At 57.4% G+C, this 19,644-nt stretch carries 16 protein-coding genes, 2 rRNA genes and 1 pseudogene (1 of these 19 running past the window's edge); 8 read left to right on the top strand and 11 right to left on the bottom strand.

The features are described from left to right. Positions 1-1,809 (top strand): 23S ribosomal RNA (locus tag RGU44_RS10825) (it extends 1,082 nt beyond the left edge of the window). Positions 1,810-1,955: 146 nt separating this feature from the next. After that, a 5S ribosomal RNA gene (gene rrf, locus RGU44_RS10820) occupies positions 1,956-2,071 on the top strand. Positions 2,072-2,271: 200 nt separating this feature from the next. On the opposite strand, the gene queD is transcribed toward rrf, so the two are convergent. Next, positions 2,272-2,628, bottom strand: a complete 357-nt coding sequence (queD, locus tag RGU44_RS10815; protein WP_322178394.1) for a 6-carboxytetrahydropterin synthase QueD — start codon at positions 2,626-2,628, stop codon at positions 2,272-2,274. A 232-nt stretch (positions 2,629-2,860) separates the two neighbouring features. Here queD and RGU44_RS10810 point away from each other — a divergent pair, with 232 nt between their 5' ends. The 6 genes and pseudogenes from RGU44_RS10810 (at position 2,861) to RGU44_RS25030 (ending at position 7,399) form a co-directional block, all read left to right on the top strand. Further along, the gene (locus tag RGU44_RS10810) at positions 2,861-3,169 is read left to right on the top strand and encodes a PepSY domain-containing protein (RefSeq protein ID WP_322217084.1); all 309 of its coding nucleotides are present in this window, start codon (positions 2,861-2,863) and stop codon (positions 3,167-3,169) included. Beyond that, on the top strand, positions 3,169-3,483 hold the full coding sequence (locus tag RGU44_RS10805) for a peptidase (protein ID WP_322178396.1): 315 nt from the start codon (positions 3,169-3,171) through the stop codon (positions 3,481-3,483). The genes RGU44_RS10810 and RGU44_RS10805 overlap by 1 nt, the downstream gene beginning before the upstream one ends. Further along, complete coding sequence (locus RGU44_RS10800; protein WP_322178397.1) at positions 3,483-4,151, top strand: response regulator transcription factor; 669 nt, start codon at positions 3,483-3,485, stop codon at positions 4,149-4,151. Before RGU44_RS10805 ends, RGU44_RS10800 begins: the two co-directional genes overlap by 1 nt. Next, complete coding sequence (locus tag RGU44_RS10795) at positions 4,148-5,500, top strand: ATP-binding protein (protein WP_322178398.1); 1,353 nt, start codon at positions 4,148-4,150, stop codon at positions 5,498-5,500. Before RGU44_RS10800 ends, RGU44_RS10795 begins: the two co-directional genes overlap by 4 nt. Before the next feature lie 216 nt (positions 5,501-5,716). After that, positions 5,717-6,541 (top strand): annotated as a pseudogene (locus RGU44_RS25035) (cache domain-containing protein); the annotation flags it as partial. Between the two features lie 15 nt (positions 6,542-6,556). Further along, positions 6,557-7,399: a methyl-accepting chemotaxis protein gene (locus tag RGU44_RS25030; RefSeq protein WP_416194641.1), complete on the top strand. Its 843-nt coding sequence runs from the start codon at positions 6,557-6,559 to the stop codon at positions 7,397-7,399. A 251-nt stretch (positions 7,400-7,650) separates the two neighbouring features. On the opposite strand, the gene nuoN is transcribed toward RGU44_RS25030, so the two are convergent. The 10 genes from nuoN to nuoE all read right to left on the bottom strand — a co-directional run bounded on the left by nuoN (position 7,651) and on the right by nuoE (position 19,644). Then, a complete protein-coding gene (nuoN, locus tag RGU44_RS10785) occupies positions 7,651-9,120 on the bottom strand; it encodes an NADH-quinone oxidoreductase subunit NuoN (RefSeq protein ID WP_322217080.1) in 1,470 nt (489 codons plus the stop codon). A 6-nt stretch (positions 9,121-9,126) separates the two neighbouring features. Beyond that, complete coding sequence (gene nuoM / locus RGU44_RS10780; RefSeq protein WP_322178401.1) at positions 9,127-10,659, bottom strand: NADH-quinone oxidoreductase subunit M; 1,533 nt, start codon at positions 10,657-10,659, stop codon at positions 9,127-9,129. A 39-nt stretch (positions 10,660-10,698) separates the two neighbouring features. After that, a complete protein-coding gene (nuoL, locus tag RGU44_RS10775; protein ID WP_322178402.1) occupies positions 10,699-12,552 on the bottom strand; it encodes an NADH-quinone oxidoreductase subunit L in 1,854 nt (617 codons plus the stop codon). After that, complete coding sequence (gene nuoK, locus RGU44_RS10770) at positions 12,549-12,857, bottom strand: NADH-quinone oxidoreductase subunit NuoK (protein WP_219064405.1); 309 nt, start codon at positions 12,855-12,857, stop codon at positions 12,549-12,551. The genes nuoL and nuoK overlap by 4 nt, the downstream gene beginning before the upstream one ends. A 4-nt stretch (positions 12,858-12,861) precedes the next feature. Beyond that, positions 12,862-13,362, bottom strand: coding sequence for an NADH-quinone oxidoreductase subunit J (gene nuoJ / locus RGU44_RS10765; protein ID WP_322178403.1), 501 nt, complete (start codon positions 13,360-13,362; stop codon positions 12,862-12,864). 9 nt (positions 13,363-13,371) lie between these two features. Further along, positions 13,372-13,920: an NADH-quinone oxidoreductase subunit NuoI gene (nuoI, locus tag RGU44_RS10760; RefSeq protein WP_219064407.1), complete on the bottom strand. Its 549-nt coding sequence runs from the start codon at positions 13,918-13,920 to the stop codon at positions 13,372-13,374. 12 nt (positions 13,921-13,932) lie between these two features. Next, the gene (gene nuoH, locus RGU44_RS10755; protein WP_219064408.1) at positions 13,933-14,940 is read right to left on the bottom strand and encodes an NADH-quinone oxidoreductase subunit NuoH; all 1,008 of its coding nucleotides are present in this window, start codon (positions 14,938-14,940) and stop codon (positions 13,933-13,935) included. After that, on the bottom strand, positions 14,937-17,654 hold the full coding sequence (gene nuoG / locus RGU44_RS10750) for an NADH-quinone oxidoreductase subunit NuoG (RefSeq protein WP_322217078.1): 2,718 nt from the start codon (positions 17,652-17,654) through the stop codon (positions 14,937-14,939). The genes nuoH and nuoG overlap by 4 nt, the downstream gene beginning before the upstream one ends. Positions 17,655-17,791: 137 nt before the next feature. Then, positions 17,792-19,150: an NADH-quinone oxidoreductase subunit NuoF gene (gene nuoF, locus RGU44_RS10745; RefSeq protein WP_322178405.1), complete on the bottom strand. Its 1,359-nt coding sequence runs from the start codon at positions 19,148-19,150 to the stop codon at positions 17,792-17,794. Further along, positions 19,147-19,644 carry an NADH-quinone oxidoreductase subunit NuoE gene (gene nuoE / locus RGU44_RS10740; protein WP_322178406.1) on the bottom strand — a complete coding sequence of 166 codons (498 nt, stop codon included), beginning with the start codon at positions 19,642-19,644 and terminating at the stop codon, positions 19,147-19,149. Before nuoE ends, nuoF begins: the two co-directional genes overlap by 4 nt.

Here is a 19,644-nt window from a genome sequence, read left to right as displayed (position 1 = left end):
CGTAATAGCTCACTAGTCGAGTCGGCCTGCGCGGAAGATGTAACGGGGCTCAAACCATACACCGAAGCTACGGGTATCACTTAGGTGATGCGGTAGAGGAGCGTTCTGTAAGCCTGTGAAGGTGAGTTGAGAAGCTTGCTGGAGGTATCAGAAGTGCGAATGCTGACATGAGTAACGATAATGGGTGTGAAAAACACCCACGCCGAAAGACCAAGGTTTCCTGCGCAACGTTAATCGACGCAGGGTTAGTCGGTCCCTAAGGCGAGGCTGAAAAGCGTAGTCGATGGAAAACAGGTTAATATTCCTGTACTTCTGGTTATTGCGATGGAGGGACGGAGAAGGCTAGGCCAGCTTGGCGTTGGTTGTCCAAGTTTAAGGTGGTAGGCTGAGATCTTAGGTAAATCCGGGATCTTAAGGCCGAGAGCTGATGACGAGTGTGCTTAGGCACACGAAGTGGTTGATGCCATGCTTCCAAGAAAAGCTTCTAAGCTTCAGGTAACCAGGAACCGTACCCCAAACCGACACAGGTGGTTGGGTAGAGAATACCAAGGCGCTTGAGAGAACTCGGGTGAAGGAACTAGGCAAAATGGCACCGTAACTTCGGGAGAAGGTGCGCCGGTGAGGGTGAAGCATTTACTGCGTAAGCCCATGCCGGTCGAAGATACCAGGCCGCTGCGACTGTTTATTAAAAACACAGCACTCTGCAAACACGAAAGTGGACGTATAGGGTGTGACGCCTGCCCGGTGCCGGAAGGTTAATTGATGGGGTTAGCTAACGCGAAGCTCTTGATCGAAGCCCCGGTAAACGGCGGCCGTAACTATAACGGTCCTAAGGTAGCGAAATTCCTTGTCGGGTAAGTTCCGACCTGCACGAATGGCGTAACGATGGCGGCGCTGTCTCCACCCGAGACTCAGTGAAATTGAAATCGCTGTGAAGATGCAGTGTATCCGCGGCTAGACGGAAAGACCCCGTGAACCTTTACTATAGCTTTGCACTGGACTTTGAATTTGCTTGTGTAGGATAGGTGGGAGGCTTTGAAGCGTGGACGCCAGTCTGCGTGGAGCCAACCTTGAAATACCACCCTGGCAACTTTGAGGTTCTAACTCAGGTCCGTTATCCGGATCGAGGACAGTGTATGGTGGGTAGTTTGACTGGGGCGGTCTCCTCCTAAAGAGTAACGGAGGAGTACGAAGGTGCGCTCAGACCGGTCGGAAATCGGTCGTAGAGTATAAAGGCAAAAGCGCGCTTGACTGCGAGACAGACACGTCGAGCAGGTACGAAAGTAGGTCTTAGTGATCCGGTGGTTCTGTATGGAAGGGCCATCGCTCAACGGATAAAAGGTACTCCGGGGATAACAGGCTGATACCGCCCAAGAGTTCATATCGACGGCGGTGTTTGGCACCTCGATGTCGGCTCATCACATCCTGGGGCTGAAGCCGGTCCCAAGGGTATGGCTGTTCGCCATTTAAAGTGGTACGCGAGCTGGGTTTAGAACGTCGTGAGACAGTTCGGTCCCTATCTGCCGTGGACGTTTGAGATTTGAGAGGGGCTGCTCCTAGTACGAGAGGACCGGAGTGGACGAACCTCTGGTGTTCCGGTTGTCACGCCAGTGGCATTGCCGGGTAGCTACGTTCGGAATAGATAACCGCTGAAAGCATCTAAGCGGGAAACTAGCCTCAAGATGAGATCTCACTGGGACCTTGAGTCCCCTGAAGGGCCGTCGAAGACTACGACGTTGATAGGTTGGGTGTGTAAGCGCTGTGAGGCGTTGAGCTAACCAATACTAATTGCCCGTGAGGCTTGACCATATAACACCCAAGCAATTTGCGTCGAAAGAGCAGATTGCGGTGTGTGAAGACGACACAAACCGAAAATTGGCAACAACCCACAGATCTATCACATCCCCATTAGTTGGCCCGTTGCGCGCAAGCACGACGATCCGGCAGCCGAATTTCTTGACGACCATAGAGCATTGGAACCACCTGATCCCATCCCGAACTCAGCAGTGAAACGATGCATCGCCGATGGTAGTGTGGGGTTTCCCCATGTGAGAGTAGGTCATCGTCAAGATTAAATTCCGAAACCCCTGTTTGCTTACGCAAACAGGGGTTTTGTTTGTGTGCGAGGAAAATAGGGCTCAAGAGTTGCTTACGGCGACCATCGAAAAGCTTCAGTCCGCTCGCATCGAGAGCCTGCACTTGCATGCGGTACAAAATCGATAGCCATAAAAAAACCACCTATCTGGTGGTTTTTTTATGGCTGAATTCAGCTCAGTCGCCGCGGTATTCACAACCGCTTGTACAGGTCTCATGAATACGAATGGCTGAGAGTTCTGGTAGCAAAGGCTTCAGCTGATCCCAAATCCATTTTGCCAAGACTTCGCTGGTTGGATTTTCAAGGCCCGGAATGTCGTTCAAATAGTTGTGATCGAGACGCTCATAGAGAGGCTTGAAGATCGCTTTGATTTCGGAAAAGTCACGAATCCAACCGGTATGAGGGTCGACTTTTCCCGCCAAATAGATGGCCACGCGAAATGAATGCCCATGCAGACGTCCGCACTTATGGCCCTCAGGAACGTGGGGCAGGCGGTGTGCGGATTCGAAGGTGAACTCTTTGAAAATTTCCACAGTGTATTCGACTCTAGAAAGTGGCTATCGCCAGGGCGATAAAAGCAGGCGAGCAGTTTAGCAGCAATGGTTTGTCCTATGCGCTAAAACAAACCGCAGGCCAGTACGCTGTAAGCTGCTTGCATGAACGCCTGATGGATGATGGCACCTGGCCAGATAAATTCAGCTTCAATTAAGTTGAGTTGTTTATCTTTGTAGTCGTGCAAAGCATTTATTTCTAAGGAGGCCTGATATGAAAGCCGTCACAGCACTGCTCACTGTCGCAGCTCTTACGTTTACCGCAGGTATCGCCCTGGCTCGGGATTTAGGCCCGGGTGAGGCGTTGAAGTTAAGAGATGCGGGTACTATTCAGTCATTCGAAAAGCTTGATGCTGACGCGTTGGCTAAACACCCTGGCTCAGCGATTACCGATACCGGGCTTGAAGAGGAATACGGCAAGCATGTCTATCAGGTCGAACTGCGTGACCTGCAGGGCGTTGATTGGGATGTGGAAGTGGACGCCGCCAGCGGCCAGGTTCTCAAGGACCATCAGGACACGTAATGAAAGTAAGCGAGCATCCTTACAGGTTTTTCGCATTGCTCCTGGCTCTGTTCTGCTCTGAGCTGTGCGCGCGGGACCTGGATCAGGACGAAGCGCTGAAATTACGCCAGCAAGGAGTGATCCAGCCGCTCGATCAACTGATAGGGCTAGCTCTGGGGCGTTACCCAGGCTCAAAGCTGTTGGAGGCTGAGCTTGAGGAGAAACACGGCGTATACCTCTATGACATAGAGTTGCTGACTGTGGAAGGTGTGGTTCGGGAGTTGAAGTTCGACGCTCGCGACAGTCGATTATTAAAGGACAAGGAAGATGATTGATGCGGCTGTTACTGGTTGAAGACCATGTGCCGCTGGCAGATGAACTGGTCGCCGGGCTTAAACGCCAGGGCTATGCAGTAGACTGGCTTGCCGATGGACGTGACGCGGTGTATCAGGGGGGCAGTGAACCCTATGATTTGATTATCCTGGACCTGGGGCTTCCCGGTTTGCCGGGTCTCGACGTACTTCAGCAATGGCGTGCCAGTGGTTTGGCTACCCCGGTCTTGATTCTGACCGCCCGAGGCTCATGGGCTGAGCGCATTGAAGGGCTCAAGGCGGGTGCCGATGACTACCTGAGCAAACCTTTTCACCCTGAAGAGCTACAGCTGCGAATTCAAGCATTGCTGCGGCGGTCACATGGCCTGGCCAATAAGCCCAGGCTAGAGGCAGCGGGTTTGCATCTGGATGAGGGCCGTCAATGCGTGGCCCAGGGCAGCGTTGAAATTCAGCTGACCGCAGCTGAATTTCGTTTGCTGCGCTACTTCATGCTGCATCCCGAGCAGATATTGTCCAAAAGCCATTTGGCCGAGCATCTCTACGACGGTGAAAGCGAACGCGACTCAAATGTGATCGAAGTTCATGTCAATCACCTGCGGCGCAAACTTGGCCGCACGGTGATCGAGACGCGTCGTGGTCAAGGCTATCGCTTCGGTGAGGAAGTCGAGTGAGGTCCATACAGGCTCGTCTCAGTCTGGGATTGATCAGTGTGCTGCTTATCATAGGGCTGGTATTGGCTCAGACCAGCTTGTGGTTGTTTGAGCTGGGATTGCAGCGCTACCTGGAATCAGGGCTGCGCAATGAAAGCCAGAACCTGTTGGTAGCACTTGCGCGGGGTCCAGAAGGCCTTCAGCTGGATGAGCGTCACCTGACACCTGCCTACCAGCAGCCTTATTCGGGCCATTATTTCCAGGTCGACTTTCCGGGAGGGCATTGGCGCTCCCGCTCGCTGTGGGATATTGAGTTCCCCACCCCGGAAACGCCGGGCCTGCACACCAATTTCGAGCTGGGACAAAGCGGTCAGTCATTGCTGGTTCTGCGTGCGGACTACCGTCGATTCGGACAGGTGATTTCCATTACCGTGGCTCAAGACTACACGCCGGTGGAAGCCAGCTTTCAGCGTGTGCAGCAAATTGGCCTGGGTTTGGGGGGTGCGGCGTTGATTTTGATCCTCGTCCTGCAGCGCCTCACAGTATGTCGTGCGCTGAGGCCACTGGAGAATGCGCGAGAGCAGATCGCCCAGTTGCAGCAGGGGCTGCGCTCACAGCTTGATGATCAAGTGCCGGTAGAGCTTGAGCCGTTGGTTGCGCAGATCAACCACTTACTCGCTCATACCGAGGACAGCCTCAAGCGTTCACGCAATGCTCTCGGCAACATGGGGCATGCATTGAAAACGCCTCTCGCGGTGCTGGTGAGTCTGGCTGCCAGTGAAACGCTTGATGCTTACCCAGCCTTGCGCAGTACGTTGCGCGAACAACTGGAGCAGATTCAACAGCGCCTGACCCGTGAATTGAACCGTGCACGCCTGTCTGGAGACGCCTTGCCCGGTGCGCAGTTCGATTGTGACGCCGAGTTGCCGGGGCTGTTCGCAACACTGGGTATGATCCATGGCGATCACTTGGAAATGAGCTGGGTGGTTACGCCCGGCCTGCGTTTGCCATGGGATAGGGAGGATCTTCTTGAATTGATGGGTAATCTGCTGGACAACGCCTGCAAGTGGGCCGACAGCGTGGTGCGCCTGAGTATTACGCACCGGTCGAAGAGTTATTGTTTGCTGATCGATGATGACGGCCCTGGTATTCCTGAGACTCGTCGCGACGAGGTGCTCGGCCGTGGGTCACGGCTGGATGAACAGGTCAACGGCCACGGCTTGGGACTAGGTATCGTGCGTGACATTGTCGATGCATGGGGCGGTCAGCTGAAGTTGCTGTCCAGCCCTCTGGGCGGGCTTCAGGTACACATTGATCTTCCCGAGCGAACGATGCTCGATCACTCGGGTACCACCGTTAATTTCCATTGAATGGAACGCTGACTGAGCGACATGGGGATGTCTTTCCAGCGGATAGAGCGGGAGATTTTATCGCTATCTGCGATTCACATTGTTTCTTCATCCCGACAATAAAAGACGCTTTTGGCTACAAAGCTGACGGACGCTTCTCAACTTTTTAGGTTTGGGGCCGCTAACCAATAAAACGTTGCGACCTAAACATTGGAATACCAATAAGAGTGGAAACTTATGCGTCTTAATTTGAAGACCAAAGTACTGTCATTGGCAGTCCTGCCGGTGTTGATTTTTGCTCTGGTAATCAGCGCTACCACGGTGTTGATGTTGCAGGGACAGGCAAAAAAGGAGGTCGAGGACACCCGACAGCGTCTGCTCAACGAAACCAAAGCCACGCTGCAAAGCTACGTCGCCGTCGCGCTGGGTACCATCAAGCCTTTGTATGACGCGGCGGCCCCTGGGGACGTGGCCGTGCGAGCGCAGGTGGTGAAAATGCTTTCCACTATTACCTATGGCAAGGACGGTTACTTCTTCGGTTACGACTCGGAAGCGGTACGTCTGTTTAAGGGAAGCAGCCCGGAAGACATTGGTAAAAGCTTCAAAGACGCCCGCGATCCCAATGGGGTCTATGTCAACCGCGAACTGGTCGCGGTCGGCAAGGCAGCCACCCATTACGTACAATACTCGTCGTCGTTGCCCGGCAACTCTCAAGTATTGATTCCCAAGCTCGCTTACACCGAATACCTGCCCAAGTGGGATATGGTCATTGGTACCGCCGTCAATCTGGACGGGATCGAAGCTCAGGTCATGGAGGTCAAGAAGAACGTTGATGCGCGCCTGGAGGAGATATTGCTGAGCATCATCGGCGTTGCTCTGCTGCTGCTGGTGTTGATTGCCATTGTTGGGGCGGTCCTGGCGGGCACCATTGTGCGTCCATTGAGTTTGATGAAAGCCAATCTAGACGATATTGCCGCTGGCGAAGGCGATCTGACTCGTCGCCTGGTGGTCACTAGCGGGGATGAGTTAGGCGATCTGGCCAGCTCATTTAACCGCTTCGTCGACAAAATTCATGGGATGGTCCGTCAAATTACCGAAATGACCACGCAACTGACTGGATTGGTCAGCGAAGTATCCGACCAGGCCCATCGCTCTGAGCAAGCGATGGAGCGTCAGCGTCACGAAACCGATCAAGTAGCTACCGCGATCAACGAAATGTCCGCAGCGGCTCATGAGGTGGCTAAAAGTGCACAAGGCGCCGCAGTAGCTGCCCAACAGACCGACGTGGAAGGCCAGGCGGCCAAGCGTGTGGTGGATGGCAGTATCAAGCAGATCCATGCGTTGGTTGATGACATCCGTAGCAGCGGCACGTCCTTGGACAGCCTACAGAATGATGTGTCTTCGATTGTGAGTGTGCTCGGAGTGATTCGCTCGATTGCTGATCAGACCAATTTGCTGGCGCTTAACGCGGCGATTGAGGCCGCGAGGGCAGGGGAGGCCGGACGAGGCTTTGCCGTGGTAGCAGATGAGGTGCGTGCGTTGGCCAGCCGGACCCAGCAGAGTACCCAACAGATTCAGGGCATGATCGATCGTCTGCAACTGGGCACGCAGGGCGCCGTAGACTCCATGCCTCGCTCCAGTGAGGCGGGCGATGGTACGTCGGCGCGAGCCAATGAAGCAGGTGTCTCGCTGGACACGATTGCGGCGCTGATCGGTACGATTAACTCAATGAACGCGCAGATTGCCAGCGCCGCCGAAGAGCAGACCGCAGTGGCTGAAGAGATCAACCGCAGCGTGCATCAGATAGCCCAATCGGTGGACAGTGTCGCCGACCAAACCCAGCAAAGCGCACAGACTTCGCGCAGTCTGGCAGACCTGGGTCAACGCTTGGGCAAACTGGTTGGGCAGTTCCGCATCTGACCTGCTCGGGATAAGGCCGCAACGGCCTTATCCCGCTTTCGCGATACCCCATGACCTGGTTGATCGAACGGCGGCTTACATCCTGCTCAGCGGCATGATTTGGCAAGGCGTTCGGGGTGTTCGGGTTTGTCATCGCGCCAGTGGTGGCCGCTGGGGTTTGTTTGTCGGGCCAAGTGGGCCATGCGTTTGCCTGGCTAGATTTCTCGCAAAAAAAAACCCTGCGTGAGCAGGGTTTTTTGTACTTCAACGTATCAGCTGACCAGTTGCAGGCCTGCGTGTTGCACCATGTCCAGCAATGGTTGTGGGTAGACACCCAGAACGAAGGCCAGGACTGCAATCACCAGCAGCATCACACCGCCGGCACGTTGTGCCCAGTTGAATGGAGCATCGTGACGGTGCAGCTTGGGCTCGACCAGGTACAGTGTGACCATCACTCGCAGGTAATAGAACACGCCAATGGCGCTGCCGATGACCAGCGAACCCAACAACCACCACAGGTGCGACTCGACGCCCGTGGTGATGATGTAGAACTTACCGATGAAGCCGGCCGTCAGCGGGATACCCGCCAGCGATAGCATCATCAAGGTCATCACTGCAGTCAGGTACGGACGACGCCAGAACAGGCCACGGTATTCGAACAGAGCGTCTGCGTCACGACCGCTGTAAGGCGAGGACATCAGGGTGACGACACCGAAAGCGCCGAGTGTGGTGATCACGTAGGTCACCAGGTACACGCCGATCGCCTCGACTGCGATGCCATTGCTGGCAACCAGTGCGATCATCAGGTAGCCGAAGTGGGCGATAGACGAATAACCGAGCAGACGCTTGAGGTTGGTCTGAGTCAGCGCCAGCAGGTTGCCGATCAGAATCGAAGCGACTGCAATGACCGCCAGCACATCGTGGAGCACGCCACTGCTGGCCGCCGGGGATATCTGGAACAGTCGCACCAGGACAGCGAACACTGCAACTTTACTCGCGGTGGCCAGGAAAGCCGCCACCGGTGCAGGGGCACCCTCGTAAACGTCCGGGGTCCACAGGTGGAATGGCACCAGTGACAGCTTGAATGCCAGGCCCACCAACATCATGCCCAGGCCCAATGTCGCAATCGGACTAGGCAGGCCGGTCGCCGCCAGGGCCAAACCGATACCGCTGAAGCTCAAGCTGCCAGCTTCGGCATACAGAAGCGCCATACCGAACAACAGGAATGCAGACCCTGCGGCCGACAGCACCATGTACTTGATGCCGCCTTCGAGTGAGCGCTTGTTGAAAAAGGCGTAAGCCACCAGACCGTAGACCGGCACCGACAGCAGTTCCAGACCGATGAACAGGCCTGCCAGGTGTTGCGCGCTGACCAATACCAGACCACCGGCAGACGCCAGCAGAATCAGCAGGTAAAGCTCTTCGCGGTTACCGGGGTAGCCCGAAGCCTTCTCGCCGAGATAGGCGTGCGCCAAGGTCACGCACGCCAAGGTCGAGGCCAGAATCAGCGCCATGTACAAGCAGGCGAAATTATCGATTTTCAGCAGAGGTGTCACCACCAGTGGCGCAACTTTAAGCGCCGGGTAGATCGACAGGAGTGCCAGGTTGAGTCCGGCCACGGTGAGCAGGAATGTTTGCGAATGATTGCGACGCCAAGCGATACCCAGCATCACCACGACAATCGTGGCGCTGGTAATCAGCAGCGGCGCAAGCGCAATAAAGTGTTGAATCGTCAGGTCCATAATGCTCTACCGGGCCGAAGCAAGTTGAGTGAAGGCGGTGCCGAGCCATTGCTGCACGCCATGCATCGTAGCGGCAGAGGTATCGAGGAACGGTTGCGGGTAAATGCCGATCCAGACCAGCAGTGCCGCCAGCCCCAGCACCATGATCAATTCACGTGCATCCATCCCGGCCAGAACTGCATCCGACTTGGAAGGGCCGAAGTAGGCGCGGTGGATCATGATCAACGAGTAGACCGAGCCGAGTACCAGGCCAGACGTTGCAATCGCGGTGATCCAGGGCGCGCTGACAAAAGTGCCCATCAGAATCAGGAACTCGCCAACGAAGTTACCGGTGCCAGGCAAGCCGAGGGACGCGGCCGCGAAGAACAGGCTGATCGCTGGCAGGTAAGCGATGCGTGACCACAACCCTCCCATTTCGCGCATATCACGGGTGTGCATGCGTTCGTACAATTGGCCGCTGAGGATGAACAGTGCGGCTGCCGAGATGCCGTGAGCGAGCATCTGAATCACGGCACCCTGCAGGGCTTGCTGGCTACCGGAGTAGATACCGATCAACACGAACCCCATGTGCGAGACGCTGGAGAACGCGACCAGGCGCTTGATATCGGTCTGGGCGAACGCGAGGAACGCACCATAGAAGATACCGATCAGGCCCAGGGTCATGGCAATGGGCGCGAACTCTGCCGATGCGTTGGGGAACAGCGGCAGGGCGAAGCGTAGCAAGCCATAAGCAGCTGTTTTCAGCAGGATACCGGCCAAATCGACGGAACCTGCGGTCGGTGCTTGAGCGTGAGCGTCCGGCAGCCAGGAGTGGAACGGCACGACTGGCAGCTTCACCGCGAAGGCGACGAAAAAGCCCAGCATTAGAATGTATTCAGTGCCGGGTGCCAGCTTCGTCTTGAGTAGCTCGGTGTAGTCGAACGTGATCACACCGGTGGTGTTGAAGTTGACCAGCACCAGACCCAGGATCGCCACCAACATGATCAGGCCGCTGGCTTGAGTGAAGATGAAGAACTTGGTCGCCGCGTAGATCCGGGTCTTCTTGCCGTCCGATGAACTATGACCCCAGAGCGCGATGAGGAAGTACATCGGCACCAGCATCACTTCCCAGAAGAAGAAGAACATGAACAGGTCGATAGCGAGGAACACGCCAACCACGCCGCCCAGGATCCACATCAGGTTGAGGTGGAAGAAGCCAACGTTACGCTGGATCTCTTTCCACGAACACAACACCGACAGCACGCCGAGCAGGCCGGTCAGCAACACCATCAGCAGCGACAGGCCGTCTAGGGCCAGGTGCACACTGATGCCGAAGCGTTCGATCCACTGATGCTTGAATTCGACAACCCATGTGGGGTCGACGCCAGGCGCCGGAGCAAAGTGGAAGTCTCCATGGGTCCACAGCCAGAGGCCGAGGGCAAGTTCCAGAGACATGGTCAACAGCGCAATCCAGCGTGGCAGGGTAGAGCTGAAGCGCTCACCCAGCCAGCACAGCAGGCCGCCGATAAAGGGGATCAGGATTAGCCAAGGCAGAATCATGACGGGCTCAATTCCTTTCGCAAATTCGCAAGGTTCATGTCAGACCGCAACCAGCACGATGGCGCCTAGCACCAATACAGCGCCTGCAGCCATTGAGGCAGCGTACCAACGCAGTTGGCCGGTCTCGGTGCGGCTCAGGGCGTTATGACTGCCCTTGACCAGACGCGGGATCAAACCAATGGTGTGGTCGAGTGGGTCTTTGCGCAGCACATGGCTGATCATCAGATAAGGTTTGACGAACAGCTTGTCGTACAGCCAGTCGAAGCCCCATGCCGCGAACCACCAGGTCGTAAGGAACCGCCCCGGAGCGCTGTTGGCGACAGCAGTAGCAAAGCGACGCTTGCCGAGAAACAGCATGGCCGCGAGCAGGATACCGGCCATGGCAATGGCCCCCGAGGCGATTTCCAGACTGTGCTTGGCTTCACCACCGGCATGGCCGACGCTCTGCGGCAAGACACCGGCCAAGGGTGGGGTGATCAGTGCGCCGATAAAGGTCGACAGAATGATCAGCACCGACAGCGGCAGCCAGTGAGCAATACCGTGACCGGCGTGCGCTTCGGTCTTCGCTTCACCGTGGAAGGTGATGAAGATCAGGCGGAAGGTATACAGGGACGTCATGAACGCGCCGACCAGGCCTGCATACAGCAGCGCATGGTTACCGCTGGCGAAGGCTTCCCAAAGAATCTCATCCTTGGAGTAGAAACCGGCGGTCAGCAGTGGCAGGGCAGACAACGCAGCGCCACCGACGATGAAGCTGGCGTAGGCCAGTGGCAGTTTTTTCCACAGACCGCCCATCTTGAAGATGTTCTGCTCGTGGTGGCAGGCAACGATCACCGCACCGGACGCGAGGAACAGCAGCGCCTTGAAGAAGGCGTGAGTCATCAAGTGGAAAATCGCGCCTTCCCAGGCACCCACACCCAGCGCCAGGAACATGTAGCCGATCTGGCTCATCGTCGAGTAGGCAAGGATACGTTTGATGTCGGTTTGCACCAATGCCGCGAAACCTGCCAACACCAGCGTTACGCCACCGACGATACCGACCAGATGCAGGACATCGGGTGCCAGTTCGAACAGACCGTGGGTCCGTGCGATCAGGTAGACACCGGCGGTCACCATGGTCGCGGCGTGGATCAATGCCGACACAGGCGTTGGGCCCGCCATTGCATCTGCCAGCCAGGTTTGCAGCGGCAGTTGCGCGGATTTACCGACCGCACCACCGAGCAGCATCAAGGTTGCCAGCACAATCCAGAAATCACCGGCACTGAAATGCTCCGGTGCACGCACCAGAAGCTCCTGGATATTTAGCGTACCCAGTTGCTGGAACAGGATGAACAGGCCAATGGCCATGAACACGTCGCCGATGCGGGTGACGACAAAGGCCTTGAGCGCGGCGTTACCGTTGTTGCGGTTGCTGTAGTAGAAACCGATCAACAGATAGCTGCACAGGCCCACGCCTTCCCAACCCAGGTACAGGAACAACAGGTTATCGCCGAGGATCAGGAACAGCATGCTGGCGATGAACAGGTTGGTGTAGGCGAAGAAGCGCGAGTAACCGGCCTCACCGCGCATGTACCAGGAAGCGAACAGGTGGATCAGGAAGCCTACACCCACCACCACACCCATCATGGTCACGGACAGACCATCAAGGTACAGGGCGAAGTTCGGTTCGAAGCCGTCCACTGACATCCAGCGCCACAGCAGTTGGGTGTAGTGACCACCCTCAGGCGGTGCGACGTTGAATTGCCAGATGATCCAGGCTGTCACGATGGCCGACAGTCCGATGGAGCCAACGCCGATCAGCGCGGCAAGGTTTTCCGAGATGCGTCCACGGGAGAACGCGAGCAACAGGAAACCGATCAGGGGGAATACGAAAGTCAGAAAGAGAAGGTTCATCCGCGCATCTCGCTGGCAGCGTCGATATCGAGAGTGTGGAAGCGGCGATACAGCTGCATCAGGATCGCCAGGCCGATACTGGCCTCGGCGGCTGCAAGGCTGATCACCAGGATGAACATGATTTGTCCATCCGGCTGCGCCCAACGGCTACCGGCAACGACGAACGCCAGAGCAGACGCGTTCATCATGATCTCCAGGCTCATCAGCACGAAGAGGATGTTGCGCCGTACCATCAGGCCGACCAGACCGAGGCAGAACAGGATGCCGGCGACCGCCAGACCGTGTTCAAGAGGGATTGCATTCATGGCTTTACTCCTTCGCCTCGTTGCGGCCGAGATGGAATGCCGTTACCGCTGCTGCGAGGAGCAGCATCGAGGCAAGTTCCACCACCAGCAGATAAGGACCAAACAGGCTGATACCTACCGCTTTGGCATCCACCGTGGTGTGACCGATGGCAGCGCCGCTCGGATTGGCGAACAGCACGTAGAGCAGCTCGGCGAGCAGCACTACGCCCAGCGCCATCGGGCCGATCCAGATACCGGGTTTGAGCCAGGTACGTTCTTGCTGCACCGAGGCAGGGCCCAGATTCAACATCATCACCACAAACACGAACAGGACCATGATGGCGCCTGCGTAAGCGATGACTTCCAGTACGCCGGCAAAGGGAGCACCGAGGCTGAAAAAGGTCATGGCGACGGCGATCAACGAAATGATCAGGTAGAGCAGGGCGTGCACCGGGTTCGTGTTGGTGATCACCCGAAGGGTGGACACAACAGCGATGCCGGATGCGAAATAGAAAGCGAATTCCATCTTTCTTCCTTAAGGCAGCAAGCTCTTCACATTGATCGGTTCGGCTTCATTCTGCGCGGAGCCTTTAGGCTTACCGGCGATGGCCATACCGGCAACGCGATAGAAGTTGTAATCAGGGTTTTTACCAGGGCCGGAGATCAGCAGATCTTCCTTCTCGTAAACCAGATCCTGACGTTTGAACTCGGCCATTTCGAAATCCGGTGTCAGCTGGATCGCGGTGGTCGGGCAGGCTTCCTCGCAGAGGCCACAGAAAATGCAGCGCGAGAAGTTGATGCGGAAAAACTCCGGGTACCAACGACCGTCGTCGGTTTCGGCTTTCTGCAACGAGATGCAGCCAACCGGGCAGGCCACGGCGCACAGGTTGCAGGCTACGCAACGCTCTTCACCGTCAGGGTCGCGGGTCAGGACAATACGGCCGCGGTAGCGCGGCGGCAGGTACACCGGCTCTTCCGGGTACTGCAGCGTGTCGCGCTTGCGAAATGCATGGGAGAACACCATCACCAGGCTGCGAAGCTGGGTGTAGGTGCCATGCACGATGTCAAACAGATACTTGAGCATGGGTCTTTATCCTCACTGAGCCGCGACAGCGGGCGTGTTCAACAACACGATCGCAGCGGTCACCAGCAAATTGATCAGGGTCAGCGGCAGGCAGAATTTCCAGCTGAAATCCATCACCTGGTCATACCGTGGACGCGGGATAGAGGCGCGCAACAGAATGAAGAGCATGATGAAGAACGCGGTCTTCAGGGCGAACCAGAAGAACGACAGCGAAGGCAGGATGTCGAACGGGCCATGCCAGCCGCCGAAGAACAAGGTCACCAGCAGCGCCGAGATCAGCACGATACCGATGTACTCGCCGACGAAGAACATGCCCCACTTCATGCCGGCATATTCGATGTGGTAACCATCGGCCAACTCTTGTTCTGCTTCCGGTTGGTCGAATGGGTGACGGTGAGTCACCGCAACGCCTGCGATAAAGAACGTACAAAAGCCGAAGAACTGCGGAATGATGAACCACAGATTCTGTGCCTGGTACTCGACGATATCGCGCATGTTGAACGAGCCAACCTGCACCACGATGCCCATCAGCGCCAGGCCCATGAACACTTCATAGGACACGGTCTGAGCTGAAGCCCGCAGACTGCCGAGCAGGGCGAACTTGTTGTTGCTCGACCAGCCGGCGAACAGCACCGCATAGACCGACAAGCCGGCCATGGCGAAGAAGAACAGCAAGCCGATGTTCAGATCCGCCACGCCCCAGGTCGGGGTGATCGGGATGATTGCGAACGCAATCAGCAAGGCGCTCATGGCCACGACCGGTGCCAGGGTGAAAATCACCTTGTCGGCGAACGGTGGTGTCCAGTCTTCCTTGAAGAACATCTTGATCATGTCGGCAGCGATCTGGAAAGCACCGAAAGGGCCAACCCGGTTCGGACCATAACGGTCCTGCCAAAGGGCGAGCAAACGACGCTCGACCCAGCTCAGCAGCGCGCCGCAGACCACGACGGCCAGCAGAATCACAATGGCTTTGACGACCGAGATGATCGAGTCGATCACTTCAGGGGTAAACCAGGTCATAGCGCTGCCTCCTGCAGACCATCAACGGTTTTGCCGAACACCGCAGGCGGGATTCCAGTCAGACCGGCAGGCAGGGCCACGAGACCGGCGCCCAACTCTTCATTGATCCGCAGCGGCAGACGCAGGGTATGACCGGCAACACTCAGATTGAGCATGGCGCCATCATTGACACCCAGACGATCCGCTTCGGATTTGGCCAGCGCCACGTAGGCTTCTGGAATGCGTTCCTGAACCGGTGCGGCTTTGGACGATGTTTCGTCGCTGCCGAACAGGTGATAGAACGGCACTACTTGCCATGTACCGCGAGCCGGGGAAAATGCGCCCGGTATGCTGGCGAACCAGGACAGACCATCACCCTTGCTTTCGATCAAGCGAGTTCCCGGATCACCTGCACGCAGGTGACCGCCGACTTCGTCTTGGAACTTGTTCCAGGCTTGTGGCGAGTTCCAGCCCGGCGACCAGGCGAAAGGCACCTGCTGACGAGGTTCTGCCGAACCCGAATAACCTTCCATGGAGAAGGAGAACGCGGTGTCGTTGTCTTGTGAAGTACGCGGTTCATGCACGCTGATGTTGGCGCGCATGGCCGTGCGGCCGCTGTAACGCAATGGTTCACGCGCCAGTTTCAAACCTTTGATCCGGAACGCCGCAGACGGTGCCGCGTTGACGATCCCGGCCAATTGCGCGGTGCTGGCTGCGCAGGCTTCGGTGACGTGATCGAGCAACGTCCAGTCCACTGCCTTGTTCAGCAGGGTGCTGCGCAGGGCGTGCAACCAGCGCCAGCCTTCGTGGACCAGAATGCTGGCGTCCAGATAAGTCGGGTCATACACCTGGAAGAAGCGCTGGGCGCGACCTTCCTGACTGACCAGGGTACCGTCGCCTTCAGCAAAGCTGGCGGCCGGCAGTACCAGATCAGCGCGATCGCTGGTCGGGGTTTTCTGATGGTCAGCGACGATCACGACTTTCGCAGCGTTGAACGCAGCATCGACCGTGGCAGCGTCGACGCGGTGGTACAGATCGTTTTCCAACACCACGATGGCGTCAGCTTTGCCGGAAATCACAGCCTGCAACGCGTCGTCGAGGGAATCACCGCCGAACATTGCCAGGCCCATGCTGTTGGCTTCCGGGACGATCAGGCTGATTGAGCCTTGCTTGTCGCGCAGCTTCAATGCCTTGGCGATGTTGGCTGCGGCCTCGATCAGTGCGGTCGAGCCCAGGGAGCTGCCAGAGATGATCAGCGGACGTTTGGCTGCGAGCAGGGCAGCGGCGATGCGCTGGGCCAGTTCGAGGGCTTGGGTGTCCAGGCCTTCGACTGCGGGCGCGCTGGCGTCCAGGGCGTGGGCGACGGCAAAGCCGATTCGCGCCAGGTCGTCGGGGGCTGCGTGAACGCACTCTTCGGCGATGTCATCGAGACGGGTCTCGGCGAGGCTCGCGATGAACAGCGGGTTCAATTCATGCTGACCGATGTTCTTCACTGCGGCATCGAGCCACGGCTGGACTTTCATCGCCGCAGCCATGTCTTCGGCCTTGCCCTTGACGGCTTGACGCAGGCCCAGGGCCATACGTGCTGCAGTTTGGGTCAGGTCTTCGCCGAGGACGAAAATCGCATCGTGATCTTCAATGTCACGCATTGTCGGGGTCGGCAGCGGGCTCTCATTGAGCACCTTGACGATCAGACGCAGGCGTTCCAGCTCACCGGCTTCGATACCCGAGTAGAAGTGCTCGGCACCGACTAGTTCGCGCAGGGCGAAGTTGCTTTCCAGGCTGGCGCGGGGTGAGCCGATACCGACGATGTTACGGCCGCGGAGCAAATCTGCAGCCTTGTCCAACGCAGTGTCGAGGCTCAGTTTGACGTGGCCATCAGCCAACAGTGGCTGGCGTGGACGGTCTTCACGGTTGACGTAGCCATAACCGAAACGACCACGGTCACACAGGAAGTACTGGTTGACCGAACCGTTGTAGCGGTTTTCGATACGACGGATCTCACCGTAGCGCTCGCCAGGGCTGATGTTGCAGCCGCTGGAGCAACCATGGCAGATGCTTGGCGAAAACTGCATGTCCCACTTGCGGTTGTAGCGCTCGGAGTGAGTCTTGTCGGTGAACACACCGGTCGGGCAGACTTCGGTGAGGTTACCGGAGAACTCGCTTTCCAGTGCGCCATCTTCGACCCGGCCGAAGTACACGTTGTCGTGGGCGCCGAATACACCCAGGTCAGTGCCGCCAGCGTAGTCTTTATAGAAGCGCACGCAACGGTAGCAGGCGATGCAGCGGTTCATCTCGTGAGCGATGAACGGGCCGAGTTCCTGGTTCTGGTGAGTCCGTTTGGTGAAGCGATAACGACGCTCGTTGTGACCGGTCATTACGGTCATGTCTTGCAGGTGGCAATGACCGCCTTCTTCGCAGACCGGGCAGTCGTGCGGGTGGTTGGTCATCAGCCATTCGACGACGCTGGCGCGGAAGACCTTGGCCTCCTCGTCGTCGATGGAAATCCAGCTGCCGTCAGTGGCGGGGGTCATGCAGGACATGACGATACGACCACGTTTGTCGTTCTCGTCACTGTACTGCTTGACTGCGCATTGGCGACAAGCGCCAACACTGCCAAGGGCGGGGTGCCAGCAGAAATAAGGAATATCGAGGCCCAGCGACAGACATGCCTGTAACAGGTTGTCTGCGCCATCGACCTCGAGCGCTTTGCCGTCTACGTGGATAGTGGCCATGGTTCAAAGTTCTTCGTTGGCCCGTTGTCAGCGGGCGTGGCTAATGGAATCTCGGTGCTACCCGTATCAAACAGCCTGTAAGGCGTCATCGGGTATGAGGTCGGCGGCTTTATGGGCTACCGACCTTTTCTGTCTTGTTATGCGCCAACCACAATCGGGCGTTGGGCCAGGGTCGCGTTGGCATCACGCTGTGGCGCGATACCCGCCTCGAATTCCGGCCGGAAGTATTTGATTGCGCTGCCCAGAGGTTCCACTGCGCCCGGTGCGTGGGCACAGAAGGTCTTGCCAGGGCCCAGGAAGTTGACCAACCCCAACAGCGTTTCGATATCGCCCGGTTGGCCTTCGCCGTGTTCGATAGCGCGCAGGATCTTCACGCTCCACGGCAGGCCGTCGCGGCAGGGGGTGCAGAATCCACAGGACTCCTGGGCGAAGAATTCTTCCATGTTGCGCAGCAGGGAAACCATGTTGACGCTGTCGTCGACGGCCATGGCCAGACCCGTACCCATCCGCGTGCCGACCTTGGCAATGCCACCGGCGTACATTTGGGCGTCGAGGTGCTCAGGGAGCAGGAAGCCAGTACCGGCGCCACCTGGCTGCCAGCACTTGAGCTTGAAGCCATCGCGCATGCCGCCTGCGTAGTCTTCGAACAACTCGCGTGCGGGCAGGCCGAAAGGCAGTTCCCACAGGCCAGGGTTCTTAACCTTGCCGGAGAAGCCCATCAGCTTGGTGCCTTGGTCTTCGCTGCCCGCACGGGCCAGGGATTTGTACCAGTCGTTGCCGTTGCCGACGATGGCTGGCACGTTGCACAAAGTCTCGACGTTATTGACACACGTCGGCTTGCCCCAGACGCCGACAGCGGCCGGGAAGGGCGGTTTGGAGCGTGGGTTGGCGCGGCGGCCTTCCAGGGAATTGATCAGTGCGGTTTCTTCGCCGCAGATATAACGCCCGGCGCCGGTGTGGACGATCAGTTCGAAATCAAAACCGGTGCCCAGAATGTTCTTGCCCAACAAACCGGCCGCTTCTGCTTCTTTCACGGCGCGTCTGAGGTTCTTGGCCGCAGTGGTGTACTCGCCGCGCAGGAAGATGTAGCCACGATAGGCTTTCAACGCCCGGGCGCTGATCAGCATGCCCTCGACCAGCAAATGGGGCAGTTGCTCCATCAGCATCCGGTCTTTCCAGGTGTTGGGCTCCATTTCATCCGCGTTGCACAGCAGGTAGCGGATGTTCATGGACTCATCTTTGGGCATCAGGCCCCACTTCACCCCCGTGGGAAAGCCTGCGCCGCCCCGACCCTTGAGGCCGGAGTCCTTGACTGCCTGAACGATTTCGTCAGGCGACTGCTCGGCGAAAGCCTTGCGTGCGGCGGCGTAACCGTTTTTGGTTTGATATTCATCAAGCCAGACCGGTTCGCCGTCATCGCGCAAGCGCCAGGTCAGCGGGTGAGTTTCTGCCGTACGCGCGATGCGGTTGGCGGGGCCGAAAGACGTGATGGTCATAGGTAACCCTCCAGCATTTTGGCTACGCCAGCAGGCTGCACGTCGCCGAAAGTATCGTCATCGATCATCACGGCCGGAGCCTTGTCACAGTTGCCCAAACAGCAGACGGGCAGCAAGGTGAAGCGGTTGTCAGCGGTGGTCTGACCCAAGCCGATACCCAGTGAAGTCTGGATTTCGCTGAGCACTGACTCGTGGCCACCGATGAAGCAAACCATGCTGTTGCAGACGCGAATGATGTGACGGCCGACAGGCTGACGGAAGATCTGGCTATAGAACGTCGCCACCCCTTCAACGTCGCTGGCCGGAATGCCAAGGATTTCGCCAATAGCATAAACAGCGCCATCAGGCACCCAGCCGCGTTCCTTCTGGACGATCTTCAGTGCTTCGATAGACGCCGCGCGCGGGTCTTCGTAGTGATGCATCTCGTGCTCGATGGCCGAGCGCTCTGTTTCGCTCAATGCGAAACGGTCTGTCTGGATAAGCGTGCTGTTCAT

It is taken from the genome of Pseudomonas sp. 5C2 (assembly GCF_034314155.1).
Taxonomy (GTDB): domain Bacteria; phylum Pseudomonadota; class Gammaproteobacteria; order Pseudomonadales; family Pseudomonadaceae; genus Aquipseudomonas.
The sequence above is the reverse complement of the archived record's forward strand: the minus strand, read 5'-3'. Positions and strand labels throughout refer to the sequence as shown.

Excerpts from the sequence above, each read along its gene's own strand:
- RGU44_RS10810 (WP_322217084.1), top strand. The coding sequence starts at position 2,861 with ATGAAAGCCGTCACAGCACTGCTCACTGTCGCAGCTCTTACGTTTACC.
- RGU44_RS10805 (WP_322178396.1), top strand. The coding sequence starts at position 3,169 with ATGAAAGTAAGCGAGCATCCTTACAGGTTTTTCGCATTGCTCCTGGCT.
- RGU44_RS10800 (WP_322178397.1), top strand. The coding sequence starts at position 3,483 with ATGCGGCTGTTACTGGTTGAAGACCATGTGCCGCTGGCAGATGAACTG.
- RGU44_RS25030 (WP_416194641.1), top strand. The coding sequence starts at position 6,557 with ATGGTCCGTCAAATTACCGAAATGACCACGCAACTGACTGGATTGGTC.
- nuoN (WP_322217080.1), bottom strand. The coding sequence starts at position 9,120 with ATGGACCTGACGATTCAACACTTTATTGCGCTTGCGCCGCTGCTGATT.
- nuoM (WP_322178401.1), bottom strand. The coding sequence starts at position 10,659 with ATGATTCTGCCTTGGCTAATCCTGATCCCCTTTATCGGCGGCCTGCTG.
- nuoL (WP_322178402.1), bottom strand. The coding sequence starts at position 12,552 with ATGAACCTTCTCTTTCTGACTTTCGTATTCCCCCTGATCGGTTTCCTG.
- nuoK (WP_219064405.1), bottom strand. The coding sequence starts at position 12,857 with ATGAATGCAATCCCTCTTGAACACGGTCTGGCGGTCGCCGGCATCCTG.
- nuoJ (WP_322178403.1), bottom strand. The coding sequence starts at position 13,362 with ATGGAATTCGCTTTCTATTTCGCATCCGGCATCGCTGTTGTGTCCACC.
- nuoI (WP_219064407.1), bottom strand. The coding sequence starts at position 13,920 with ATGCTCAAGTATCTGTTTGACATCGTGCATGGCACCTACACCCAGCTT.
- nuoH (WP_219064408.1), bottom strand. The coding sequence starts at position 14,940 with ATGACCTGGTTTACCCCTGAAGTGATCGACTCGATCATCTCGGTCGTC.
- nuoG (WP_322217078.1), bottom strand. The coding sequence starts at position 17,654 with ATGGCCACTATCCACGTAGACGGCAAAGCGCTCGAGGTCGATGGCGCA.
- nuoF (WP_322178405.1), bottom strand. The coding sequence starts at position 19,150 with ATGACCATCACGTCTTTCGGCCCCGCCAACCGCATCGCGCGTACGGCA.
- nuoE (WP_322178406.1), bottom strand. The coding sequence starts at position 19,644 with ATGAACAGCACGCTTATCCAGACAGACCGTTTCGCATTGAGCGAAACA.